Source organism: Pseudomonas yamanorum (assembly GCF_013386765.1).
In the GTDB taxonomy this organism is placed as follows: domain Bacteria; phylum Pseudomonadota; class Gammaproteobacteria; order Pseudomonadales; family Pseudomonadaceae; genus Aquipseudomonas; species Aquipseudomonas yamanorum_A.
The window spans coordinates 203679-222128 of the sequence record NZ_JACARE010000003.1; the positions used below are offsets into that span (position 1 = coordinate 203679).

Annotated in this window: 15 protein-coding genes; 6 read left to right on the forward strand and 9 right to left on the reverse strand. The window is 61.9% G+C overall.

Translation table 11 applies throughout. The features are described from left to right. Positions 1-91 precede the first annotated feature (91 nt). From phaZ to HX875_RS01625, 8 genes are all read right to left on the reverse strand, one after another. Positions 92-937 carry a poly(3-hydroxyalkanoate) depolymerase gene (phaZ, locus tag HX875_RS01590; RefSeq protein WP_003209316.1) on the reverse strand — a complete coding sequence of 282 codons (846 nt, stop codon included), beginning with the start codon at positions 935-937 and terminating at the stop codon, positions 92-94. Between the two features lie 152 nt (positions 938-1089). Next, entirely contained in the window at positions 1090-2769 is a 1680-nt protein-coding gene (gene phaC / locus HX875_RS01595; RefSeq protein ID WP_177041103.1) for a class II poly(R)-hydroxyalkanoic acid synthase, read from the reverse strand. 249 nt (positions 2770-3018) lie between these two features. Next, entirely contained in the window at positions 3019-3396 is a 378-nt protein-coding gene (locus HX875_RS01600) for a gamma-butyrobetaine hydroxylase-like domain-containing protein (RefSeq protein WP_177041105.1), read from the reverse strand. Positions 3397-3499: 103 nt separating this feature from the next. Next, entirely contained in the window at positions 3500-4837 is a 1338-nt protein-coding gene (hslU, locus tag HX875_RS01605; RefSeq protein WP_177041107.1) for an ATP-dependent protease ATPase subunit HslU, read from the reverse strand. Between the two features lie 38 nt (positions 4838-4875). Beyond that, positions 4876-5406 carry an ATP-dependent protease subunit HslV gene (hslV, locus tag HX875_RS01610; RefSeq protein ID WP_177041108.1) on the reverse strand — a complete coding sequence of 177 codons (531 nt, stop codon included), beginning with the start codon at positions 5404-5406 and terminating at the stop codon, positions 4876-4878. 212 nt (positions 5407-5618) lie between these two features. Next, complete coding sequence (locus tag HX875_RS01615; protein WP_177041109.1) at positions 5619-6323, reverse strand: SPOR domain-containing protein; 705 nt, start codon at positions 6321-6323, stop codon at positions 5619-5621. A gap of 1 nt (position 6324) precedes the next feature. Beyond that, the gene (argS, locus tag HX875_RS01620; RefSeq protein WP_177041110.1) at positions 6325-8061 is read right to left on the reverse strand and encodes an arginine--tRNA ligase; all 1737 of its coding nucleotides are present in this window, start codon (positions 8059-8061) and stop codon (positions 6325-6327) included. 234 nt (positions 8062-8295) lie between these two features. Continuing rightward, on the reverse strand, positions 8296-10515 hold the full coding sequence (locus HX875_RS01625; protein WP_177041111.1) for a primosomal protein N': 2220 nt from the start codon (positions 10513-10515) through the stop codon (positions 8296-8298). A 296-nt stretch (positions 10516-10811) separates the two neighbouring features. Here HX875_RS01625 and rpmE point away from each other — a divergent pair, with 296 nt between their 5' ends. The 3 genes from rpmE to HX875_RS01640 all read left to right on the forward strand — a co-directional run bounded on the left by rpmE (position 10812) and on the right by HX875_RS01640 (position 13323). Further along, entirely contained in the window at positions 10812-11042 is a 231-nt protein-coding gene (gene rpmE / locus HX875_RS01630) for a 50S ribosomal protein L31 (protein ID WP_003209330.1), read from the forward strand. A 41-nt stretch (positions 11043-11083) separates the two neighbouring features. After that, entirely contained in the window at positions 11084-11872 is a 789-nt protein-coding gene (locus HX875_RS01635; RefSeq protein WP_177041519.1) for a thermonuclease family protein, read from the forward strand. 182 nt (positions 11873-12054) lie between these two features. After that, positions 12055-13323, forward strand: coding sequence for a malic enzyme-like NAD(P)-binding protein (locus tag HX875_RS01640; protein ID WP_177041112.1), 1269 nt, complete (start codon positions 12055-12057; stop codon positions 13321-13323). A gap of 195 nt (positions 13324-13518) precedes the next feature. Here the strand turns inward: HX875_RS01640 and HX875_RS01645 are convergent, their stop codons facing one another. Then, on the reverse strand, positions 13519-15975 hold the full coding sequence (locus tag HX875_RS01645; protein WP_371317248.1) for a penicillin-binding protein 1A: 2457 nt from the start codon (positions 15973-15975) through the stop codon (positions 13519-13521). Positions 15976-16195: 220 nt separating this feature from the next. On the opposite strand from HX875_RS01645, the gene pilM reads away from it, so the two are divergent. The 3 genes from pilM to HX875_RS01660 are packed head-to-tail and all read left to right on the forward strand — an operon-like array spanning position 16196 to position 18413. Further along, positions 16196-16849: a type IV pilus biogenesis protein PilM gene (pilM, locus tag HX875_RS01650; protein ID WP_177041114.1), complete on the forward strand. Its 654-nt coding sequence runs from the start codon at positions 16196-16198 to the stop codon at positions 16847-16849. After that, the gene (locus HX875_RS01655; protein ID WP_177041116.1) at positions 16849-17400 is read left to right on the forward strand and encodes a PilN domain-containing protein; all 552 of its coding nucleotides are present in this window, start codon (positions 16849-16851) and stop codon (positions 17398-17400) included. The genes pilM and HX875_RS01655 overlap by 1 nt, the downstream gene beginning before the upstream one ends. Further along, on the forward strand, positions 17397-18413 hold the full coding sequence (locus HX875_RS01660; RefSeq protein ID WP_177041118.1) for a pilus assembly protein PilP: 1017 nt from the start codon (positions 17397-17399) through the stop codon (positions 18411-18413). The genes HX875_RS01655 and HX875_RS01660 overlap by 4 nt, the downstream gene beginning before the upstream one ends. The last annotated feature ends 37 nt before the right edge of the window (positions 18414-18450 follow it).

An 18450-nucleotide genomic window follows, 5' to 3' on the forward strand; every position in this document is an offset into this window, starting at 1 on the left:
TCCTTCGTCAAGCCATCAACAAGCACGCCAATTCAGAACCATAGTCGGTTCTGGCCAAGTTGCGCGGTGCGGTCGTCCTGACCGCCACCGTCTAAAGCGCGGGTTGCGGGTGAATCACCGCCCGCAGGCGTTCCTCCTGGAGAAACTTCATGATGATCGGCGCCACCGCCTCGGCCCGGGTAATCAGGAACAGATGACCGTCGTCGATGATGTGCAGTTGGGCGTTGGGAATGCGCCAGGCCAGCATGCGCATGTTGATCAGCGGGATCAGCGGGTCGTCATCGCCGGCCAGTACCAGGGTCGGCTGCTTGATCTTGTGCAGCCAGTGGATGCTGGTCCAGCCAAGCCCGGCGAACAGTTGCCAGTAGTAACCGAGCTTGCCCGCCGAACGCACTTTGCTGGCGTGTTCGGCGGCCAGTTTCGAATCCCGACGGAATGAGCCGCCGTAGATCATCGGCGCAATGCGCACCACGTGGGATGGCTGGATATAACGCCGGGGGCTGGCCATCAGCCACAAGACTTTGGGTTTGCCCGGCACCATGAAGGCACCGGCGGCGGTGGCGGCGAGGATCAGTTTCTTGCAGCGTTCCGGGTAGTCATAGGCAAACTGCTGCGCCAGTGCCCCGCCCCAGGAAACCCCCACGGCGTTGACCTGGCCATAGTCCAGGTAATCGAGCATGCGTGCGGTGAGTTTGGCCAGGCCAGGGAAGCGGTAAGGCCGGCTGGGGGTCGACGAGCCGCCGACTCCCGGCACATCAAAGGCAATCACTTCCAGGTCCGGGTCCAGGGCCTGGACGAACGGAAACACCAGCTCAAGGTTGGCGCCGATGCCGTTGAAAATCAGCAGCGGCGTCAAGTGAGGCTTGCCCGGGCGTACCGCCGTGCGGATGGCTTGGCCATCCAGGTCGATGGTACGGAAGATGAACGGTTGCGGCATGCTCGTACCCTGTGAAATGGCGCTATTTCCCTGCCGGAAAACGGTCAGTGTGGGAGCTGGCTTGCCTGCAATGCAGGCGCCGCGGTGTATCTGGCACACCGAGTTGATGCCATCGCAGGCAAGCCAGCTCCCACAGTTGATCCCGTTCCAGCCTACCTTTCGTGTACGTAAGTGCCCGGCGCCGCTTCAGCCGCTGCGTACGCTTTATTGCCCAGTGCTGTCGGCGCTTTCTTCAGCTTGCCCGACCGCTCCGCCTGCCACGCCTGCCAGTGCAGCCACCACGAATCGGTGTGCTTGGTGGCGTTCTCCTGCCAGTCGAGGGCCTTGCCCGGCATTGTGTCGCTGGTCTGGTAGCGCGACTTGGGGTTGCCCGGCGGGTTCAAAATGCTCTGGATATGCCCGCTGCTGGACAGCACAAACTCCACTTTGCCACCAAACAGCTGCGCCGATTTGTAGCAGGACTGCCACGGTGTGATGTGGTCGTTGGTGCCGGCCAGGGAATAGATATCGGCGGTGACCTGTTTCAGGTCGATCGGCGTGCCGCATACCTCCAGGGCATTGGCGCGCACCAGCGGGTTGTTCTTGAACAGTTCGATCAGGTCGCCATGGAATGCGGCCGGCAAGCGGGTGGTGTCGTTGTTCCAGAACAGGATGTCGAACACCGGCGGCTCGTTGCCCAGCAGGTAATTGTTGACCCAGTAATTCCAGATCAGGTCATTGGGGCGCATCCAGGCAAATACCTTGGCCATGTCGCGGCCTTCCAGCACGCCGGCCTGGTAGGAATGGCGCTTGGCCGCTTCCAGGGTCTGCTCGTCGACGAACAGCGCTACCTGGGTGTCCAGGGTGGTGTCCAGTACGCTCACCAGCAGAGTCAGGGCGTTGACCTTCTTCTCCCCCAGCGCCGCGTAGTGGCCCAGCAGTGCGGTGCAGGTAATACCGCCGGAGCAGGCGCCGAGCATGTTGATGTCTTTGCTGCCGGTGATTGCGCTCACCACATCGACCGCTTCTTTCAGCGCCTCGATGTAAGTCGACAGGCCCCATTCACGCTGGGCCTTGGTGGGATTGCGCCAGCTGACGATAAACGTCTGCTGGTGATTGCGCAGGCAGAAGCGCGCCAGGCTCTTGTCCGGGCACAGGTCGAACACATAGAACTTGTTGATCTGCGGCGGCACCACCAGCAGCGGGCGCTCATGCACCTGTTCGGTGATCGGCTTGTACTGGATCAGCTCCAGCACATCGTTGCGAAACACCACCGAGCCTTCGGTGGTGCCCAGGCTCTTGCCCACTTCAAAGGCGCCCATATTGACCTGGCTCGGCATGCCGCCGTTATGCACCATGTCTTTGGCGAGATGCGACAGGCCATCCAGCAGGCTCTTGCCGCCGGTTTCGAAGAAGCGTTTGACTGCCGCCGGGTTGGCCGCGCTGTTGGTGGGCGCCATGGCTTCGGTCATCAGGTTGATGACGAAGTGGCCGCGGCTGATGTCGTGTTCCGACAGGTTGCTGTCACCGATCCAGTCGTGCAGCTCCTTGCGCCACGCCAGATAAGTTTGCAGGTACCGTTTATAGAGCGGGTTCTGGGTCCACGCCGGGTCGTTGAAACGGCGGTCGTCGGCCTCGGGTGTCAGCTGTGATTTGCCGAACACCACGTTCTTCAATTCGACGCCAAAATGCGCGACGTGCTTGACGCTGTGCAACGGTTGTTTGATGGCCTGGGTCAGCACCATCCGAGCGGATGCCAGTAAATCCTTTTTCCGTAACGCGATGATCGGGTTCAGCCCCAGGGTGTTTTCCGAGGCCTGGCGTTTCAAGTCATCGTTGTTCTTGTTACTCATCTACGACGCTCCATTGTCCGACAGACGAGTACCGGGTACCGCTGTGTACCACTACTTGCCACACAGCACAGCCTGGTACTACTGCTCGGGTGACCGTTAATACCGCATCGTCAAATGCAGGGAACTTGCCAGTTCCATTGGTTACCCGAGTTTAATTTTTTTCGCAAGCGGGCCAATCGTTGGCCACGACAGAGGGGCATTCAAGCAGATGGAATTAGAAAATGCCCACTAATGAGCAAAAGGCCTGAGCTAGAGCATCAGCCGCACGACCGACTGGCTCGGGTCGCGGGTTTTTCCGGCGGCTTTCAGCTCGGCAAGATAATCCGCCCACAGCGCGTCCTGACGCACGGCAAGTTGATAGAGGTAGTCCCAGGTGAACAATCCGCTGTCATGACCGTCATCGAAGGTCAATTTCAGTGCGTATTGGCCGGCGGGTTCGATCTTGGTCAAGCCGACATTGAGCTTGCCGAATTGCAGGATCGGTTTGCCGTGGCCCTGGACTTCGGCGGAGGGGGAGTGCACCCGCAGGAATTCGGCGGGCAACTGATAGACCTCTTCGGGGCCGTAGGTGAGGCCCAGGGTCTTGGAGGCTTTGTGCAGGTTGATGGCGGTAGGCAGTTTGGTCATGACGGGATCCGAGCAGATCATGTAGGAGCCCGGCTTGCCGGCGATGGCGACCTTGAAATCGCCATCGCCGGCAAGCCGGGCTCCTACAGGGGGTTCACATGACCTACAGGATATAACGAGACAGATCTTCGTTCTGCGCCAATTCGCCCAGGTGGCTGTTGACGTAGTCGGCGTCGATCTTGATCGCCACACCATTCTGCGCGCCCGCCATGTCGCCGGCACTGAAGGACACTTCCTCCAGCAGGCGCTCAAGCAGGGTGTGCAGGCGGCGGGCGCCGATGTTCTCGGTCTTCTCGTTGACCTGCCAGGCAATCTCCGCCAGACGCTTGATACCATCCGGCAGGAACTCAATCCCCAGGCCTTCGGTTTTCAACAGCTCGCGGTATTGCTCGGTCAGCGACGCATGCGGCTCGCTGAGGATGCGTTCGAAATCGCCCGGCGTCAGCGCTTTCAGCTCCACCCGAATCGGCAGACGGCCTTGCAGTTCCGGCACCAGGTCGCTTGGCTTGCTCAGGTGGAACGCACCGGAAGCGATAAACAGGATGTGGTCAGTCTTGACCATGCCCAGCTTGGTGTTGACGGTGCAGCCTTCGATCAGCGGCAGCAGGTCGCGCTGCACACCTTCGCGAGACACGTCCACGCCGCCGGAATTGCCGCGTTTGGCGACCTTGTCGATCTCGTCGATAAACACGATGCCGTGCTGCTCGACCGCTTCCAGGGCCTTGGCCTTGAGTTCTTCCTCATTGACCAGGCGCCCGGCCTCTTCGTCGCGCACCAGTTTCAGCGCGTCCTTGACCTTGAGCTTGCGGCTTTTCTTCTTGCCCTTGCCCATGTTGGCGAACAGGTTCTGCAACTGGCTGGTCATTTCTTCCATGCCAGGCGGTGCGGAGATGTCGACGCCGGACACTTCGGCGACTTCGATCTCAATTTCCTTGTCGTCCAGCTGGCCTTCACGCAGGCGCTTGCGGAACAGCTGACGGGTATTGGAATCCGAGCTCGGCGCGGCGTCTTCGTTGAAGCCCATGCGTGCCGGTGGCAGCAGGGCGTCGAGGATGCGTTCTTCAGCGGCATCTTCGGCGCGATGGCTGACCTTGGTCATTTCCTGTTCGCGCAGCAGTTTCAGCGCCGCGTCGGCCAGGTCACGAATGATCGACTCGACGTCACGGCCTACGTAGCCCACTTCGGTGAACTTGGTGGCTTCGACCTTGATGAACGGCGCGTTGGCCAGCTTGGCCAGGCGTCGGGCGATCTCGGTTTTACCGACACCGGTCGGGCCGATCATCAGGATGTTCTTGGGGGTTACTTCAACGCGCAATTCTTCGGGCAGTTGCATCCGGCGCCAGCGGTTACGCAGGGCGATGGCAACGGCGCGCTTGGCATCGTCCTGGCCGATGATATGGCGATTGAGTTCATGGACGATTTCGCGGGGAGTCATGGACATAGTAATTGGCGGTCCTCAAGCGGGAATAAGCCTGGGGCTTATTCGGCGAGGTCCTGCTCCTCAATGGTGAAGTTGTGGTTGGTGAAGACACAGATGTCGCCGGCGATACCCAGGGCAGTCTCGACGATTTCCTTGGCCGACAGGTCGGTTTTCTTCAGCAGTGCGCTGGCTGCGGCCTGGGCATAGCCGCCGCCGGAACCCATGGCGATCAAGCCTTCTTCGGGTTCAACCACGTCGCCGTTGCCGGTGATGATCAGGGAGGCGTCTTTGTTGGCGACGGCCAGCATGGCTTCCAGGCGGCTGAGGGAGCGGTCGGTACGCCATTCTTTGGCGAGCTCGACGGCGGCACGGACCAAGTGGCCCTGGTGCTTCTCAAGTTGGCCTTCAAAGCGCTCGAACAGGGTAAAGGCGTCAGCGGTGGCGCCAGCGAAACCGGCGAGTACCTGGCCGTGGTACAGGCGACGGACTTTTTTCGCGTTGCCTTTCATCACGGTATTGCCAAGTGAAACCTGGCCGTCGCCGCCCATGACGACTTTGCCGTGGCGGCGAACTGAAACGATGGTGGTCAAGGGGAGAGTCTCCACGCTGCGGGGCGAAAATGCCCTGATGGAACTCATATGGGGGTGGCGGGGGGGATTTCAACTGTAGGACGGGAGGGCGGACGAGTGGTGCGAGTCCTGTAGGAGCTGGCTTGCGAGCGATGGCGGCCTCAAGAATCACACACAATTCAGAGGCCTCATCGCCGGCAAGCCGGCTCCTGCAGGGTTTCGGCGAGGCGCAATCAGCGGCTTTGGCGTTGTTGTAACAACAGGTTGCTAAACCCTGCGCCCGCCAGTTGCTTCTGCGCCACGGTCAGCTGTTCACGGTTGCTGAACGGCCCTACCAGCACGCGATACCAGGTCGCATCCTTAACCGTCCCGGACTCCACCGTCACCGCCTGCCCCAGCAGAATAATCTGCGCCCGCACGCGGTCCGCATCCGCCTGTTTCGGGAACGAGCCCGCCTGCAGGAAGAACTTGGTCACCGGCGCTGCCTTGGTGGTGGCAACCGGCGGCGGTGGCGGCGGGGTAATCCCGGCCAGTGCAGCCTGGGCCCGTGCGGTGTCGATTTTCGCCGCTTCCGCCGGGGTAACCGGTGTGGTCGGCACAGGCTGCGGCGTCGGCAAGGTTTTCTCCGGCACGGCGTCCGGCGGCACGATCACTTCCGATTCCGGCAGCAGCGTGTAGAAGTCGTACTTCGGCTTCACGGGCGCAGTCGGGCTAGGTGGCGTTTTGTTCGCCTCGGCCATTTTCGTAGCCTTCTGCTGCTCTTGCTTGACCCGTTTGACGTCATCGCCCTTGCCCGGGTCCAGTTTCATCAGGAACACCACAAAGGCGCCGACCGTCAGGCCGATCGCCAGCCACATCCAGCCCGGGATAGGTTTCTTCGCCGGTGCCTGGTAGCGGCTGGCGCCGCGCTTGGGTGCAGGTTTTTTCTTGGCAGCCAACTTACATACGCTCCAGAGTTTCCAGGCCCAACAGCTCCAGGCCTTGCTTGAGGGTCCGTCCTGCCAGTGCGGCGAGGCGCAGGCGGCTCTGCTTTTGGGCTTCGTCGTCTGCGGTCAGGATCGGGCAGTTCTCGTAGAAGCTGGAGAACAAACCGGCGACTTCGTACAAATAGGTGCAGAGGATATGCGGCGTGCCTTTTTCACCGACGCTGTTCAGCACTTCGCCGAATTGCGCCAGCTTGGCGGCCAGTTCCTGCTCGTGCGGTGCTTCAAGGTTGATCTGGCCTTCGACTTCGCTGAAGTCCTTGCCCAGCTTGCGGAACACGCCGGCGACCCGGGTGTAGGCATACAGCAGGTACGGGGCGGTGTTGCCTTCGAAGTTGAGCATCAGCTCGAAGTTGAAGCTGTAGTCGCTGGTGCGGTGCTTGGACAGGTCGGCGTATTTCACCGCGCCAATCCCCACCACGCGGGCGATGTTGCGCAGGTCAGCTTCGGCCAGCTCCGGGTTCTTTTCCTTAACCAGGTTGTAGGCGCGGTCCTGGGCTTCGTTCAGCAGGTCGATCAGCTTCACGGTGCCGCCGTCACGGGTCTTGAACGGGCGGCCATCGGCGCCGTTCATGGTGCCGAAGCCCATGTGCTCCATCTGCATCGGGTGGGTCACGAAACCGGCGCGGCGCGCCACTTCGAACACTTGCTGGAAGTGCAGGGCCTGGCGCTGGTCAACGAAGTACAGGGCGCGGTCGGCTTTCAGCACGCCGCTGCGGTAGCGCACGGCGGCCAGGTCGGTGGTGGCGTAGAGATAGCCGCCATCGGCCTTGACGATGATCACCGGCAGCGGGTCGCCGTCGGCGGTCTTGAATTCTTCGAGGAACACGCACTGGGCGCCGTTGCTCTCAACCAGCAGGCCCTTGGTCTTGAGGTCGTTGACCACGTTGATCAGGTCGTCGTTGTAGGCGCTTTCGCCCATCACGTCGGCCATCGTCAGTTTGACGTTGAGCAGCTCGTAGATTTCCTGGCAGTGGGACAGCGAGATCTCGCGGAAGCGGCCCCACAACTCCAGGCATTCGGCATCGCCGGCTTGCAGCTTGACCACCAGGCCACGGGCGCGGTCGGCGAATTCTTCGGATTCGTCGAAACGCTTCTTGGCGGCGCGGTAGAAGTTCTCCAGGTCCGACAGCTCATTGCTGGTAATCGGGTTTTCCTGCAGATAGGCCATCAACATGCCGAACTGGGTGCCCCAGTCGCCCACGTGGTTCTGGCGGATCACGTCGTCGCCGAGGAACTCCAGGACCCGCGCCACGCCGTCGCCGATGATGGTGGAGCGCAGGTGGCCCACGTGCATCTCTTTGGCCAGGTTCGGTGCCGACAGGTCGATTGCCACGCGCTGTGCCGGGCCGGCCTTGCGCACGCCGATTTTGGCGTCGGCCAGGGCCGCGTCCAGGCGCGAAGCCAGGGCCTGGGTGTTCTGGAAGAAGTTGATAAAGCCGGGGCCGGCGATTTCCGCCTTGGTGACCTGCGGGTCGGCCGGCAGCGCGGCGATGATTTTTTCCGCCAGGTCGCGCGGCTTCAGGCCGGCGGGCTTGGCCAGCATCATCGCGATGTTGCTGGCGAAGTCGCCGTGGGTCTTGTCGCGGGTATTTTCCACCTGGATCGCCGGCGTCAGGCCTTCAGGCAACACACCTTCGTTGACGAGTTGGGTGAGGGCTTGTTGGATCAGCTGGCGAATGGTGTCTTTCATCGTGTTCTCTTTCGACCGCAAGCGGTGGCGCGCGATGCGCAGGTGGAAAAACTGGGCATTATCCGTGGCGAGGGCGGGCTTGCCAACCTTCGCTGGACCTTGACGGACGATTAACCTGTGGCGAGGGAGCTTGCTGTGGCGAGGGAGCTTGCTCCCGCTGGAGTGCGTAGCGCTCCCGGCTTTTTTGGGGCTGCTACGCAGCCCAGCGGGAGCAAGCTCCCTCGCCACAGGGGTTTAGTACAAATCTACCGGGTCTACGTCCAGCGACCATCTCACCTGGCGACCGCTGGGCATTTGCTCCAGGGCAAGTAACCAGCTGCTTAATAAACGATGCAGCGGGGCGCGGGCGCTGGCTTGCAAGAGTAGCTGGGCGCGGTAACGCCCGGCGCGGCGCTCCATTGGTGCGGGTACCGGGCCGAGCAATTCGATGCCGGTCAGACCCAGTTCCCCCAGCAAACGTTCAGCCTCGCTGCACGCTTCATCCAGGAAACCTTCGGCCTGGCCCGGCTTGTGCGCCTCGGCCCGCAGCAGCGCCAGGTGCGCAAACGGCGGCAAACCGGCGGAGCGGCGTTCGCTCAGGGCTTGTTCGGCGAAGGCAAAGTAGCCTTGTTCTGTCAGTTGAATCAGCAACGGATGGTCGGCCAGGTGCGTCTGGATGATCACCTTGCCCGGCTCTTCGGCCCGCCCGGCACGGCCTGCGACCTGCACGATCAGCTGCGCCATGCGCTCGCTGGCGCGGAAATCCCCGGAGAACAACCCGCCGTCGGCATCCAGGATCGACACCAGGGTCACCCGTGGGAAGTGATGCCCTTTGGCAAGCATCTGCGTGCCCACCAGAATGCACGGCTGGCCTTTTTGGATGGTGGCAAACAGCTGATTCATCGCGTCCTTGCGCGAGGTACTGTCACGGTCGACCCGCAGCACCGGGTAATCCGGAAACAGAATGCCCAGCCGCTCTTCGGCGCGCTCGGTGCCGGCGCCCACTGGCCGCAAGTCGACTTTGCCGCACTGCGGGCAGTGACGCGGCACCCGTTCCACATGCCCACAGTGATGGCAGCGCAGCTCGCCGGAGCGCTGGTGCACGGTCATTCGGGCATCGCAGCGCTTGCACTCGGACATCCAGCCACAGTCATGGCACAGCAGCGTCGGCGCAAAACCCCGGCGGTTGAGGAACACCAGCACTTGCTGGCCTGCGGCGAGGGTCTGGCCGATGGCTTGTTGCATCGGACCGGAAATGCCGCTGTCCAGTGGACGACTTTTCACATCCAGGCGCAGGAAGCGTGGCTGCTTGGCACCGCCGGCACGCTCATTGAGGCGCAACAGGCCGTAGCGCCCGGTGTAGGCGTTGTGCAGGCTTTCCAGGGACGGCGTGGCCGAACCCAGCACAATCGGGATGTTTTCCTGGCGGGCGCGCACCAGCGCGAGGTCGCGGGCGTGGTAACGCAGGCCTTCCTGCTGTTTATAGGAGCCGTCGTGTTCTTCGTCGATGATGATCAGCCCGGGATTTTTCATCGGGGTGAACAGCGCCGAGCGCGTTCCAATAATAATGTCGGCCTCGCCATCCCGGGCGGCGAGCCAGGATTCCAGGCGCTCGCGGTCGTTGACCGCCGAGTGCACCAGGGCGATGCGCGCGTTGAAACGCTGTTCGAAACGCGCCAGGGTTTGCGGGCCGAGGTTGATCTCGGGGATCAGCACCAGTGCCTGTTTGCCGGCTTCGAGGGTTTCGCGGATCAACTGCAAATAGACTTCGGTCTTGCCGCTGCCGGTGACGCCCGCCAGCAGGAACGCGTGGAAGCTGTCGAAACCAGCGCGAATCGCCTCGTAGGCGGCGCGTTGTTCGGGGTTGAGCGGCAGTTCCGGTTGGGCCAGCCAGTGTTCGTGGCGCTCGCCGGGTGCGTGCTTGCGGATTTCTACCTGCACCAAGCCTTTGGCCAGCAGCAAGTCCAGGCTGTCCTTGCTCAGCATCAGCTTGCTTAGCAGTTGATGGGCGACGCCGTGGGGGTGCTGGGCGAGTGTGGCCAGAGCTTCACGCTGGCGCGGGGCGCGGGCGATGCGCGGGTCGTCCATGCGCGCGCCCGGCACCATCGACCAGAAACGCTCCTGGCGCGCCTCGGCCAGTTCGCCCTGGCGCAACAGCACCGGCAGCGCCCAGCTCAACGTATCGCCGAGGCTGTGCTGGTAATACTGCGAAGTCCACAGGCACAGCTTGAACAGCGCGGGCGGCAGCGGTGGCGTGCTGTCGAGGATCGCTACCGCGGGCTTGAGCTTCTCGGCGGGCACTTCGCTGTGGTCGGCGACTTCCACCAGGATGCCGATCATCTCCCGCCGGCCGAACGGCACCCGTACGCGCATGCCCGGCTGCAACTGCGACCGCAATACGCCGGCAGGTGCCCGGTAATCGAACAGGCGGCGCAGGGGCGAGGGCAGGGCGAGGCGCAAAATGGCGTCGGGCACGCGGGGGTTCTCATATGACGGGCGGCGAAGAAGGGCGCGAGCCTAGCAGACCAGCGGTGGATGTGGGAGCCGGGCTTGCCCGCGATAGTATCGACACGGTGCACCTGAGAGATCGCAGCGCCTGCATCGCGGGCAAGCCCGGCTCTCACAGGGCCTTGGTATGCCGCGCTTTTCTGATGAAAGGGGCCGTAGTGCTTCTTGCGCGTTTAAAAAGGTCTGGTAGAATCCGCGGCCTAATTACGTGCGGTATTCAACAATAGTGTTGATTGGCGGCACGCTAGCCTGAGGAATACACCATGAAAGCCGATATCCATCCAAACTATGTTGCCATCGACGTTACCTGCAGCTGCGGTAACAAGTTCGAAACCCGTTCGACTTTCGGCAAAGCTCTGCCAATCGACGTGTGCAACGAGTGCCACCCGTTCTACACCGGCAAGCAGAAGACTCTGGATGTTGGCGGCCGTGTTGATCGCTTCAAGACCCGCTTCGGTGCTTTCGGCGCTAAAGCTGCTCCTAAAGCCGAGTAAGGCTGGTCCGCTTGGATGGCCTGTATGGCTTGTCCTCGCTGATGAAAAAGGCGTCCCTTGCGGGCGCCTTTTTTGTGTCTGCGATTTGGCTGGCGCCCGCCCAGGCCGACGTGTTCTGCCCTGCGCTGTCGTCTCTTGCCACGTTCGAGGTGCAGCGGGTGGTGGATGGCGACACCGTGCGCCTGAAGGACGGCCGCAGCGTGCGCATGATCGGCGTCAATGCCCCGGAAACCGGCAAGCAGGGCCGCACTGACGAACCCTTCGCCGTGGCCGCCCGCGAGCGCCTGCAAAGCCTGGTGGATGCGAGCGGTGGGCGAGTGGGCGTGGTGCCGGGCCGGGAGAGCAAGGACCGTTACGGGCGCACCCTGGCGCATCTCTACGGCGCCAACGGCGCGAATCTGGAGGCGCAGTTGCTGGCCGAAGGCCTCGGCTTCCAGGTGGCGGTCGCACCGAATGTGGAGTTGGTTGCCTGTCAGCAGGCCGCCGAACGCAGCGCGCGTCAGGCCCGGCTGGGCTTGTGGCGCCAGTCACCGGTGGTAGAAGCGGCGAAAATCCAGCGCTCGGGCTTTGCCGTAATCGGCGGCCGGGTCAGCAAAATCGAGCGCAATCGGGGTGGAATCTGGATTGAGTTGCAGGATTCACTGGTATTACGCATTGCACCCAATCTGGTGGACCGGTTCGACAGTTCGCTGTTAAAGGGTTTGCAGGGCCAGTCCATCGAAGCCCGCGGCTGGGTGCTGGACCGCTCGCGACGCGGCGGCCTGAAAAATGGCCAGGCACGCTGGCTGTTGCCACTGACCGATCCCGGCATGCTTCAACCGGCACCATAAGAAAAAAATTGTAGACATTTTTTCGTACGATTGTGAACAGTTAAGCCCTTGTATCCCGTGGCTCTTGGCCAAAAGTCGTAGGGCAGGGCCCTTGACACCTGTGACTGCCCAGTCTTGTAGGGGCTTTGCGACACGAGTATCCTCGGCGGTCCGTCGACCAACAGTAAAAGCGGAATGCCGATATGTCTGATTTGAAAACTGCCGCTCTCGAATATCATGCCCATCCTCGTCCAGGAAAGCTGAGTGTAGAGCTCACCAAAGCCACTGCCACCGCCCGCGACCTGTCGCTGGCCTACAGCCCTGGCGTTGCCGAGCCCGTACGTGAAATCGCCCGCGATCCTGAACTGGCTTACAAGTACACCGGCAAAGGCAACCTGGTTGCAGTGATCTCTGATGGCACCGCGATCCTGGGCCTGGGTAACCTCGGCCCATTGGCTTCCAAGCCAGTCATGGAAGGTAAAGGCGTGCTGTTCAAGCGCTTCGCCGGCATTGACGTATTCGACATCGAAGTCGATTCCGAAAGCCCACAGGCTTTCATCGACATCGTAAAGCGCATCTCCATCACCTTCGGTGGCATCAACCTGGAAGACATCAAGGCACCTGAGTGCTTCGAGATCGAAAAGGCCCTGATCGAACAGTGCGACATCCCGGTTTTCCACGATGACCAGCACGGCACCGCAATCGTTACTGCGGCCGGCATGATCAACGCCCTGGAAATCGCTGGCAAAACCCTCGGCGAAGCCAAGATCGTTTGCCTGGGCGCCGGCGCTGCGGCCATCTCCTGCATGAAGTTGCTGGTGAGCATGGGTGCCAAGCTGGAAAACATCTACATGGTCGACAGCAAGGGCGTTGTGCAGTCCGAGCGTACCGACCTGAACCAGTACAAGGCGATGTTCGCGCATCCGTCCTCCAAGCGTACCCTGGCTGACGCCCTCGACGGTGCAGACGTGTTCGTTGGCCTGTCCGGCCCGAACCTGCTGAGCGCCGAAGGCCTCAAGTCCATGGCGGCCAACCCGATCGTGTTCGCATGCTCCAACCCGGACCCGGAGATCTCCCCGGAACTGGCCCACGCCACCCGTAACGACGTGATCATGGCCACCGGCCGTTCGGACTACCCGAACCAGGTCAACAACGTACTGGGCTTCCCGTTCATCTTCCGTGGTGCCCTGGACGTTCGCGCCAAGCGCATCAACGAAGAAATGAAAGTGGCTGCCGCCAACGCCCTGCGCGAACTGGCCAAGCTGCCGGTGCCTCAGGAAGTGTGCGACGCCTACGGCGGCATCAAGCTGGAATTCGGTCGTGAGTACATCATCCCGAAACCAATGGACAAGCGCCTGATCACCCTGATCTCCGATGCCGTGGCCAAAGCCGCCATCGAGACCGGTGTGGCCACCCTGCCGTATCCGAAGCACTACCCGCTGCAAAGCGTGGATGATGTGTTCAACGGCTAAGCCGTTGTAGCGCACCAACAAAAAGCCCCGGCTCTTGCGAGCCGGGGCTTTTTTGTGGCTGGTTAAAACATTGTTCCGAGTGTTGCATCGTCCCTGTGGGAGCCGGGCTTGCCCGCGATGGGGGCAGGACAGTCAATACACCTGTCATTGACCCGCCGCTATCGCGAGCAAGCCCGCTCCCACAGGGGATTTGCGTTAGAACAAGTCGATCGGTGCCGCCTCATCCGCTGGCAGCGGGCTGCCCGGTGCAACACCGTTGCCCAGCTCGTTGACCGATGGCGGCGTGTCTTCGCTCTTGAACAGTTCGAAGTACGCATTCGGCGTGCTCGGCGCTGCCGCACGACCGCTGACCGGGTCGATCCGCAGGCTGAGGATGCCTTCCGGCTCAGGCTGGGTATGCAGCGGCATATCCTTGAGCGCGGCACCCATGTAGCTCATCCAGATCGGCAGCGCGACGGTGCCGCCGAACTCCCGGCGCCCAAGGCTTTCCGGCTGGTCGTAACCGGTCCATACGGTGGTCACGTAGTCGGCGTTGTAGCCCGAGAACCACGCATCCTTGGATTCGTTGGTGGTACCGGTTTTACCGGCGATGTCAGCGCGGCCCAGGGCCAGCGCGCGGCGGCCGGTACCCTTCTTGATCACGTCTTCCAGGATGCTGTTGAGGATGTAGGTGGTACGGCCATCCACCACTCGCTCGGCCACGGCCGGTGCTTGTGGCGCGGCAGGTGCGCCGGCTGCCGGGGCTTCGCCTGGTGTCGGCTCGATGGTAATGCCGCCGTTGGTCGGTGCTGCCTGACCGTCAGTGGCTGCAACGCCATTGACCACATCGCCCGGTACCCGCGGCGGGTTGGCGGTGAACAGGGTTTCGCCGCTGCGGCTTTCGATCTTGTCGATCAGGTACGGCGTGATCTTGTAGCCGCCGTTGGCAAAGGTGCTCCAGCCGGTGGCGATTTCCATCGGCGTCAGCGTGGCGGTACCCAGGGCCAGGGACAGGTTGGGCGGCAGGTCCGATTTATTGAAGCCGAAGCGGGTTATGTAGTCGATGGTCTTGCCTACGCCCATCGCCTGCAGCAGGCGGATCGACACCAGGTTGCGCGACTTGTACAGCGCCTCACGCACGCGGATCGGGCCGAGGAAGGTGTTGGTGTCGTTCTTCGGACGCCAGACCTTGTCCAGGTACTCGTCGACAAACACGATCGGTGCATCGTTGACCAGGCTGGCGGCGGTGTAGCCGTTATCCAGGGCGGCGCTGTAGATGAACGGCTTGAAGCTTGAGCCCGGCTGGCGCTTGGCCTGGGTGGCGCGGTTGTAGTTGCTCTGCTCGAAGGCGAAGCCGCCGACCAAGGCGCGGATCGCGCCGTTCTGCGGGTCAAGCGACACCAGTGCGCCTTGGGCCACGGGCACCTGGCTGAATTTCAGGCTGTCGTCTTTCTGGCGTTGTACGCGGATCAGGTCACCGACCTGCGCCACGTCCGACGGCTGCTTGGGCATCGGGCCCATGCTGTTGGTGTTCAGGAATGGGCGAGCCCATTTCATGCTGTCCCACGACACATGTTCTTCGCCGGTGCGGGTCAGCACCTGCACGCCATCTTTCTTCACCTGGGTGACGATGGCGGGCTCAAGGCCGCTGATCGGGCGCTGTTTGCCCAGCTCGACGGTCCAGGCGCTGAGAGTCTTGCCCGGCAGGCGCGATTCAGGGCCGCGGTAGCCGTGGCGCTGGTCATAGGCGACGAGGCCGTCGTGCACCGACTTGTTGGCGATTTCCTGCAGGTTGCTCGGAATAGTCGTAGTTACGCGGAAACCTTCGGTGTACGCCTCACTGCCATAACGGCCGACCATCTCGGCCCGGGCCATTTCGGCGATGTACGGGGCATTCACTTCCGGCGTCGGCACGTGATAGCTGGCGTTCAACGGCTCGGCCACGGCACTTTCGTACGCCGCCTGGTCGATCTTGCCCAGCTTGTACATGCGGCCCAGGATCCAGTCGCGACGCTCTTTACTGCGCGCCGGGTTGGCCAGCGGGTTGAAGCGCGAAGGGGCTTTCGGCAGGCCGGCAATCATCGCCATCTGCGCCAGGCTGGCGTCACGAATCGACTTGCCATAGTAGACCTGGGAGGCCGCCTCGATGCCGTAGGCACGGTTGCCGAGGTAGATCTTGTTGACGTACAGCTCAAGGATTTCGTCCTTGGTCAGCTGACGTTCGATCTGCAGCGCCAGGAGGATTTCCGTGGCCTTGCGGGAAAAGCTGCGTTCGCTGGTGAGGAAGAAGTTCTTCGCCACCTGCATGGTGATGGTGCTGCCACCGGACTGAATGTGTCCGCTTTTTACCAACTGCGTGGCTGCCCGCACCAGGCTGCTTGGGTCGACGCCGTAGTGATTGGCGAAATTATCGTCTTCAGCCGACAGCAGTGCGTTGATGAAGTTGGGTGGAATGTCGGCGAAACGGATCGGGGTGCGGCGCATTTCGCCGAACTCCGCGATCAGTTTTTCATCGCTGCTGTAGACCCGCAAAGGAATCTGCAACTGGATACTTCTCAGGGCCTCTACGGAGGGCAAACCCGGACTAAGGTAGAGATAAGCCCCGCTGAGCACGAGCATCAGCCCGCAGACGATCGCGACAATGGAGTACCCGAAAAACTTCAGCAGACGAATCAAGGCTTTTGGATTTCCAAGGAAAAGAATGGGTTAGGCGTCGGGGCATGCACGGCAAGCGGTGGATCGACCCGGCCAGCAGATAAACGCGGGAAAAAACGCTGGGCATTAAAGCATTTTTCGGCTTCGGGCGTCATTCGCACCGCTCATACAAGCCGACCGAATGCATGAAGCCTGGCAACAATCAGTCCGTAAGACAGGGAAAGTTTTGGGGAGTTTTATGAGAAAGGGATTTTTCAGGCGAAAAGCCGATGCTGTCCTGGGCGTGGATATCAATGACGCCAGCGTCAGGGTAGTGCAGCTGGAGGCTTCAGTCAGCGGCTACAGCGTCCGGGCCTATGGCATGCAGCAGCTGCCGGCCCACGCGGTGGTCGACAGCAGCGTGGTGGACTTTGATGTTGTCGCGCAGGCGCTTTCCCGGGCGCTGGCACAGGCGCGTACATCACTCAGGCATGCGGCGGTGGCGGTGGCCGGGCCTTCGGTGATCACACGTGTACTTGAGATGGAGGCCGGGCTCGCCGAGGCTGAAATGGTGCGTCGAATCCATGAGGAGGCGGACCAGTACATTCCGTATCCGTTGCAGGATGTGGCTATCGACTTTCAGGTACAGGCTCCGTCCGCCCGAGACCCTAAACGAATCGACGTGCTGCTTGTCGCCTGCCTGAAGGAGCAGGTGGAGGCCCGTGAGGCGGTTTTGGCCCTGGCCGGGCTGGCGACGCGGATCGTGGATGTCGAAGCATTTGCATTGGACCGCGCGGGCAGGCAGGCTTCGGGCAGCATCACGCCGGGCCGTCGTGTCGATGGCGCGCAATGGGCCGTGGATGCCCAGGGGATGGGAGTGGCCTGCGGGTTGGCCCTGAGGAGTTTCGACTGATGACACGAATCAACCTGCTGCCGTGGCGCGCAGAACGGAATGAGCGGCGGCGCAAGTATTTCCTGGTGTTCTTGCTGGCGGCTGCGGCGGTGGCGCTGGCCGCCGTATGGCTGGCTGACCAGGTGATCGACCGCGCGATTGATCGGCAATTGGCCCGCAACAGCCAGATGAGCCAGGCTGTTACCGGGCTGGACTCCAGGATCAAGGCCATTGACGGGTTGCATGAGCAGCGCCAGCAGTTGATGGAGCGGATGAAGGTTGTGCAGGGTTTGCAGGACGACCGTTCGGCGAGCGCCCAGTTGCTGGACCAGTTGGCCCGAGCGGTGCCGGACGGTGTGCAGTTGCGTGAAGTGAGCGTTGACGGTGGTTCTGTTTCGATCAGCGGCACCGCCGAATCGAATCAGGACATTGCTCGGTTCATGCGGGATCTCGAGGCTGCCGACGACTTGCAGGCGCCCCGGCTTCAGCGGGTTCGAGGCGCGCAGGATGGCGACGATAATGGCTTTCAGCTGACGGTTCGCCATGGTGATTCGCCTGAGGTGCGCCAATGAGAGGGGCGTCAGGCCTGGCCAGGCTGACGGAACTCGACATCGCCCAACTCTACCGAAACGCCGCCAACTGGCCACTGCCTGGCAAGGCATTGCTGGGTGGCGCGCTTGTCTGCGTGCTGTGGGTTTTAGGCAATACCTTCTACCTGAGCGGAGCGCGGGAACAATTGCGCCGGCTGGAAGCGCAGGAAGTGGCGCTTGAGCGGCAGGTTGCGCTGAAAACCAGCCAGGCGTCTGGCCTGGAGTCTCAGGCTCGCGAACTCGAAACCATGCGAGGCAACTTCGCCAACCTGTTGCGGCAACTGTCTGCAGAGGCCGAAGTGCCTGGCCTGCTTGAGGACATCAGCCACCTGAGTGCCGCCAATGGCCTGGTGCTGGAGGCCATCGAACTTCTGGATGACCAACCTCAACACCTGTTTATCGAATCGCCCATGCAAATAGGCGTTACCGGGACCTTTCACGATCTGGCGGCGTTGATCAATGGCTTGGCCGGCCTGCCCAGGATAGTCACGGTGCATGACTTGGCGCTCAGTCATGTCGACCCTTCCGTGTTGCGCCTCAACCTGGTGGCCAAGACTTATCGCTACAACCCCCAGGCGGGTGATGATCTGCGGGAGTCATCGCAGGCGCCCACCGGAACCAGGCCGCAACAGCCAGTTGCCTACGATTTTGCCTCCCTGCGTGATCCGTTTCAGCCGCCCTCTGGCCAGTTTGTGAGGCCCGTCGGGCGACCGGCTGCCGGACCTGATCTCACCAGGCCCCGAGGCGTTCTCGAAGGCTTCGCCGTAGAGCAATTCGAGATGGTTGGGACCTTGTCCCTTGGTACCCAGACCTACGCCCTGTTGCGCGGGGCGTCGTCTATCCATCGCCTGGCAGTCGGCGATTACCTCGGCCCGGACCACGGGCGCATCACGGCGATTCATGACTCCCATGTCGAACTCGCCGAGCTTTTCCCTGATGGCCAGGGCGCCTGGCTGGAACGCTCGCAAACCCTGGCCCTGAACGTAAACTCATAACGGAAACAAACAATGAAAAGGACTTTTTCGTCCTTCG

Coding starts and splice junctions, on each gene's coding strand:
- hslU (WP_177041107.1), bottom strand. CDS start 4,837: ATGTCCATGACTCCCCGCGAAATCGTCCATGAACTCAATCGCCATATC.
- HX875_RS01640 (WP_177041112.1), top strand. CDS start 12,055: ATGTCTGATTTGAAAACTGCCGCTCTCGAATATCATGCCCATCCTCGT.
- rpmE (WP_003209330.1), top strand. CDS start 10,812: ATGAAAGCCGATATCCATCCAAACTATGTTGCCATCGACGTTACCTGC.
- argS (WP_177041110.1), bottom strand. CDS start 8,061: ATGAAAGACACCATTCGCCAGCTGATCCAACAAGCCCTCACCCAACTC.
- HX875_RS01635 (WP_177041519.1), top strand. CDS start 11,084: ATGAAAAAGGCGTCCCTTGCGGGCGCCTTTTTTGTGTCTGCGATTTGG.
- HX875_RS01655 (WP_177041116.1), top strand. CDS start 16,849: ATGACACGAATCAACCTGCTGCCGTGGCGCGCAGAACGGAATGAGCGG.
- phaC (WP_177041103.1), bottom strand. CDS start 2,769: ATGAGTAACAAGAACAACGATGACTTGAAACGCCAGGCCTCGGAAAAC.
- HX875_RS01600 (WP_177041105.1), bottom strand. CDS start 3,396: ATGACCAAACTGCCTACCGCCATCAACCTGCACAAAGCCTCCAAGACC.
- phaZ (WP_003209316.1), bottom strand. CDS start 937: ATGCCGCAACCGTTCATCTTCCGTACCATCGACCTGGATGGCCAAGCC.
- pilM (WP_177041114.1), top strand. CDS start 16,196: ATGAGAAAGGGATTTTTCAGGCGAAAAGCCGATGCTGTCCTGGGCGTG.
- HX875_RS01660 (WP_177041118.1), top strand. CDS start 17,397: ATGAGAGGGGCGTCAGGCCTGGCCAGGCTGACGGAACTCGACATCGCC.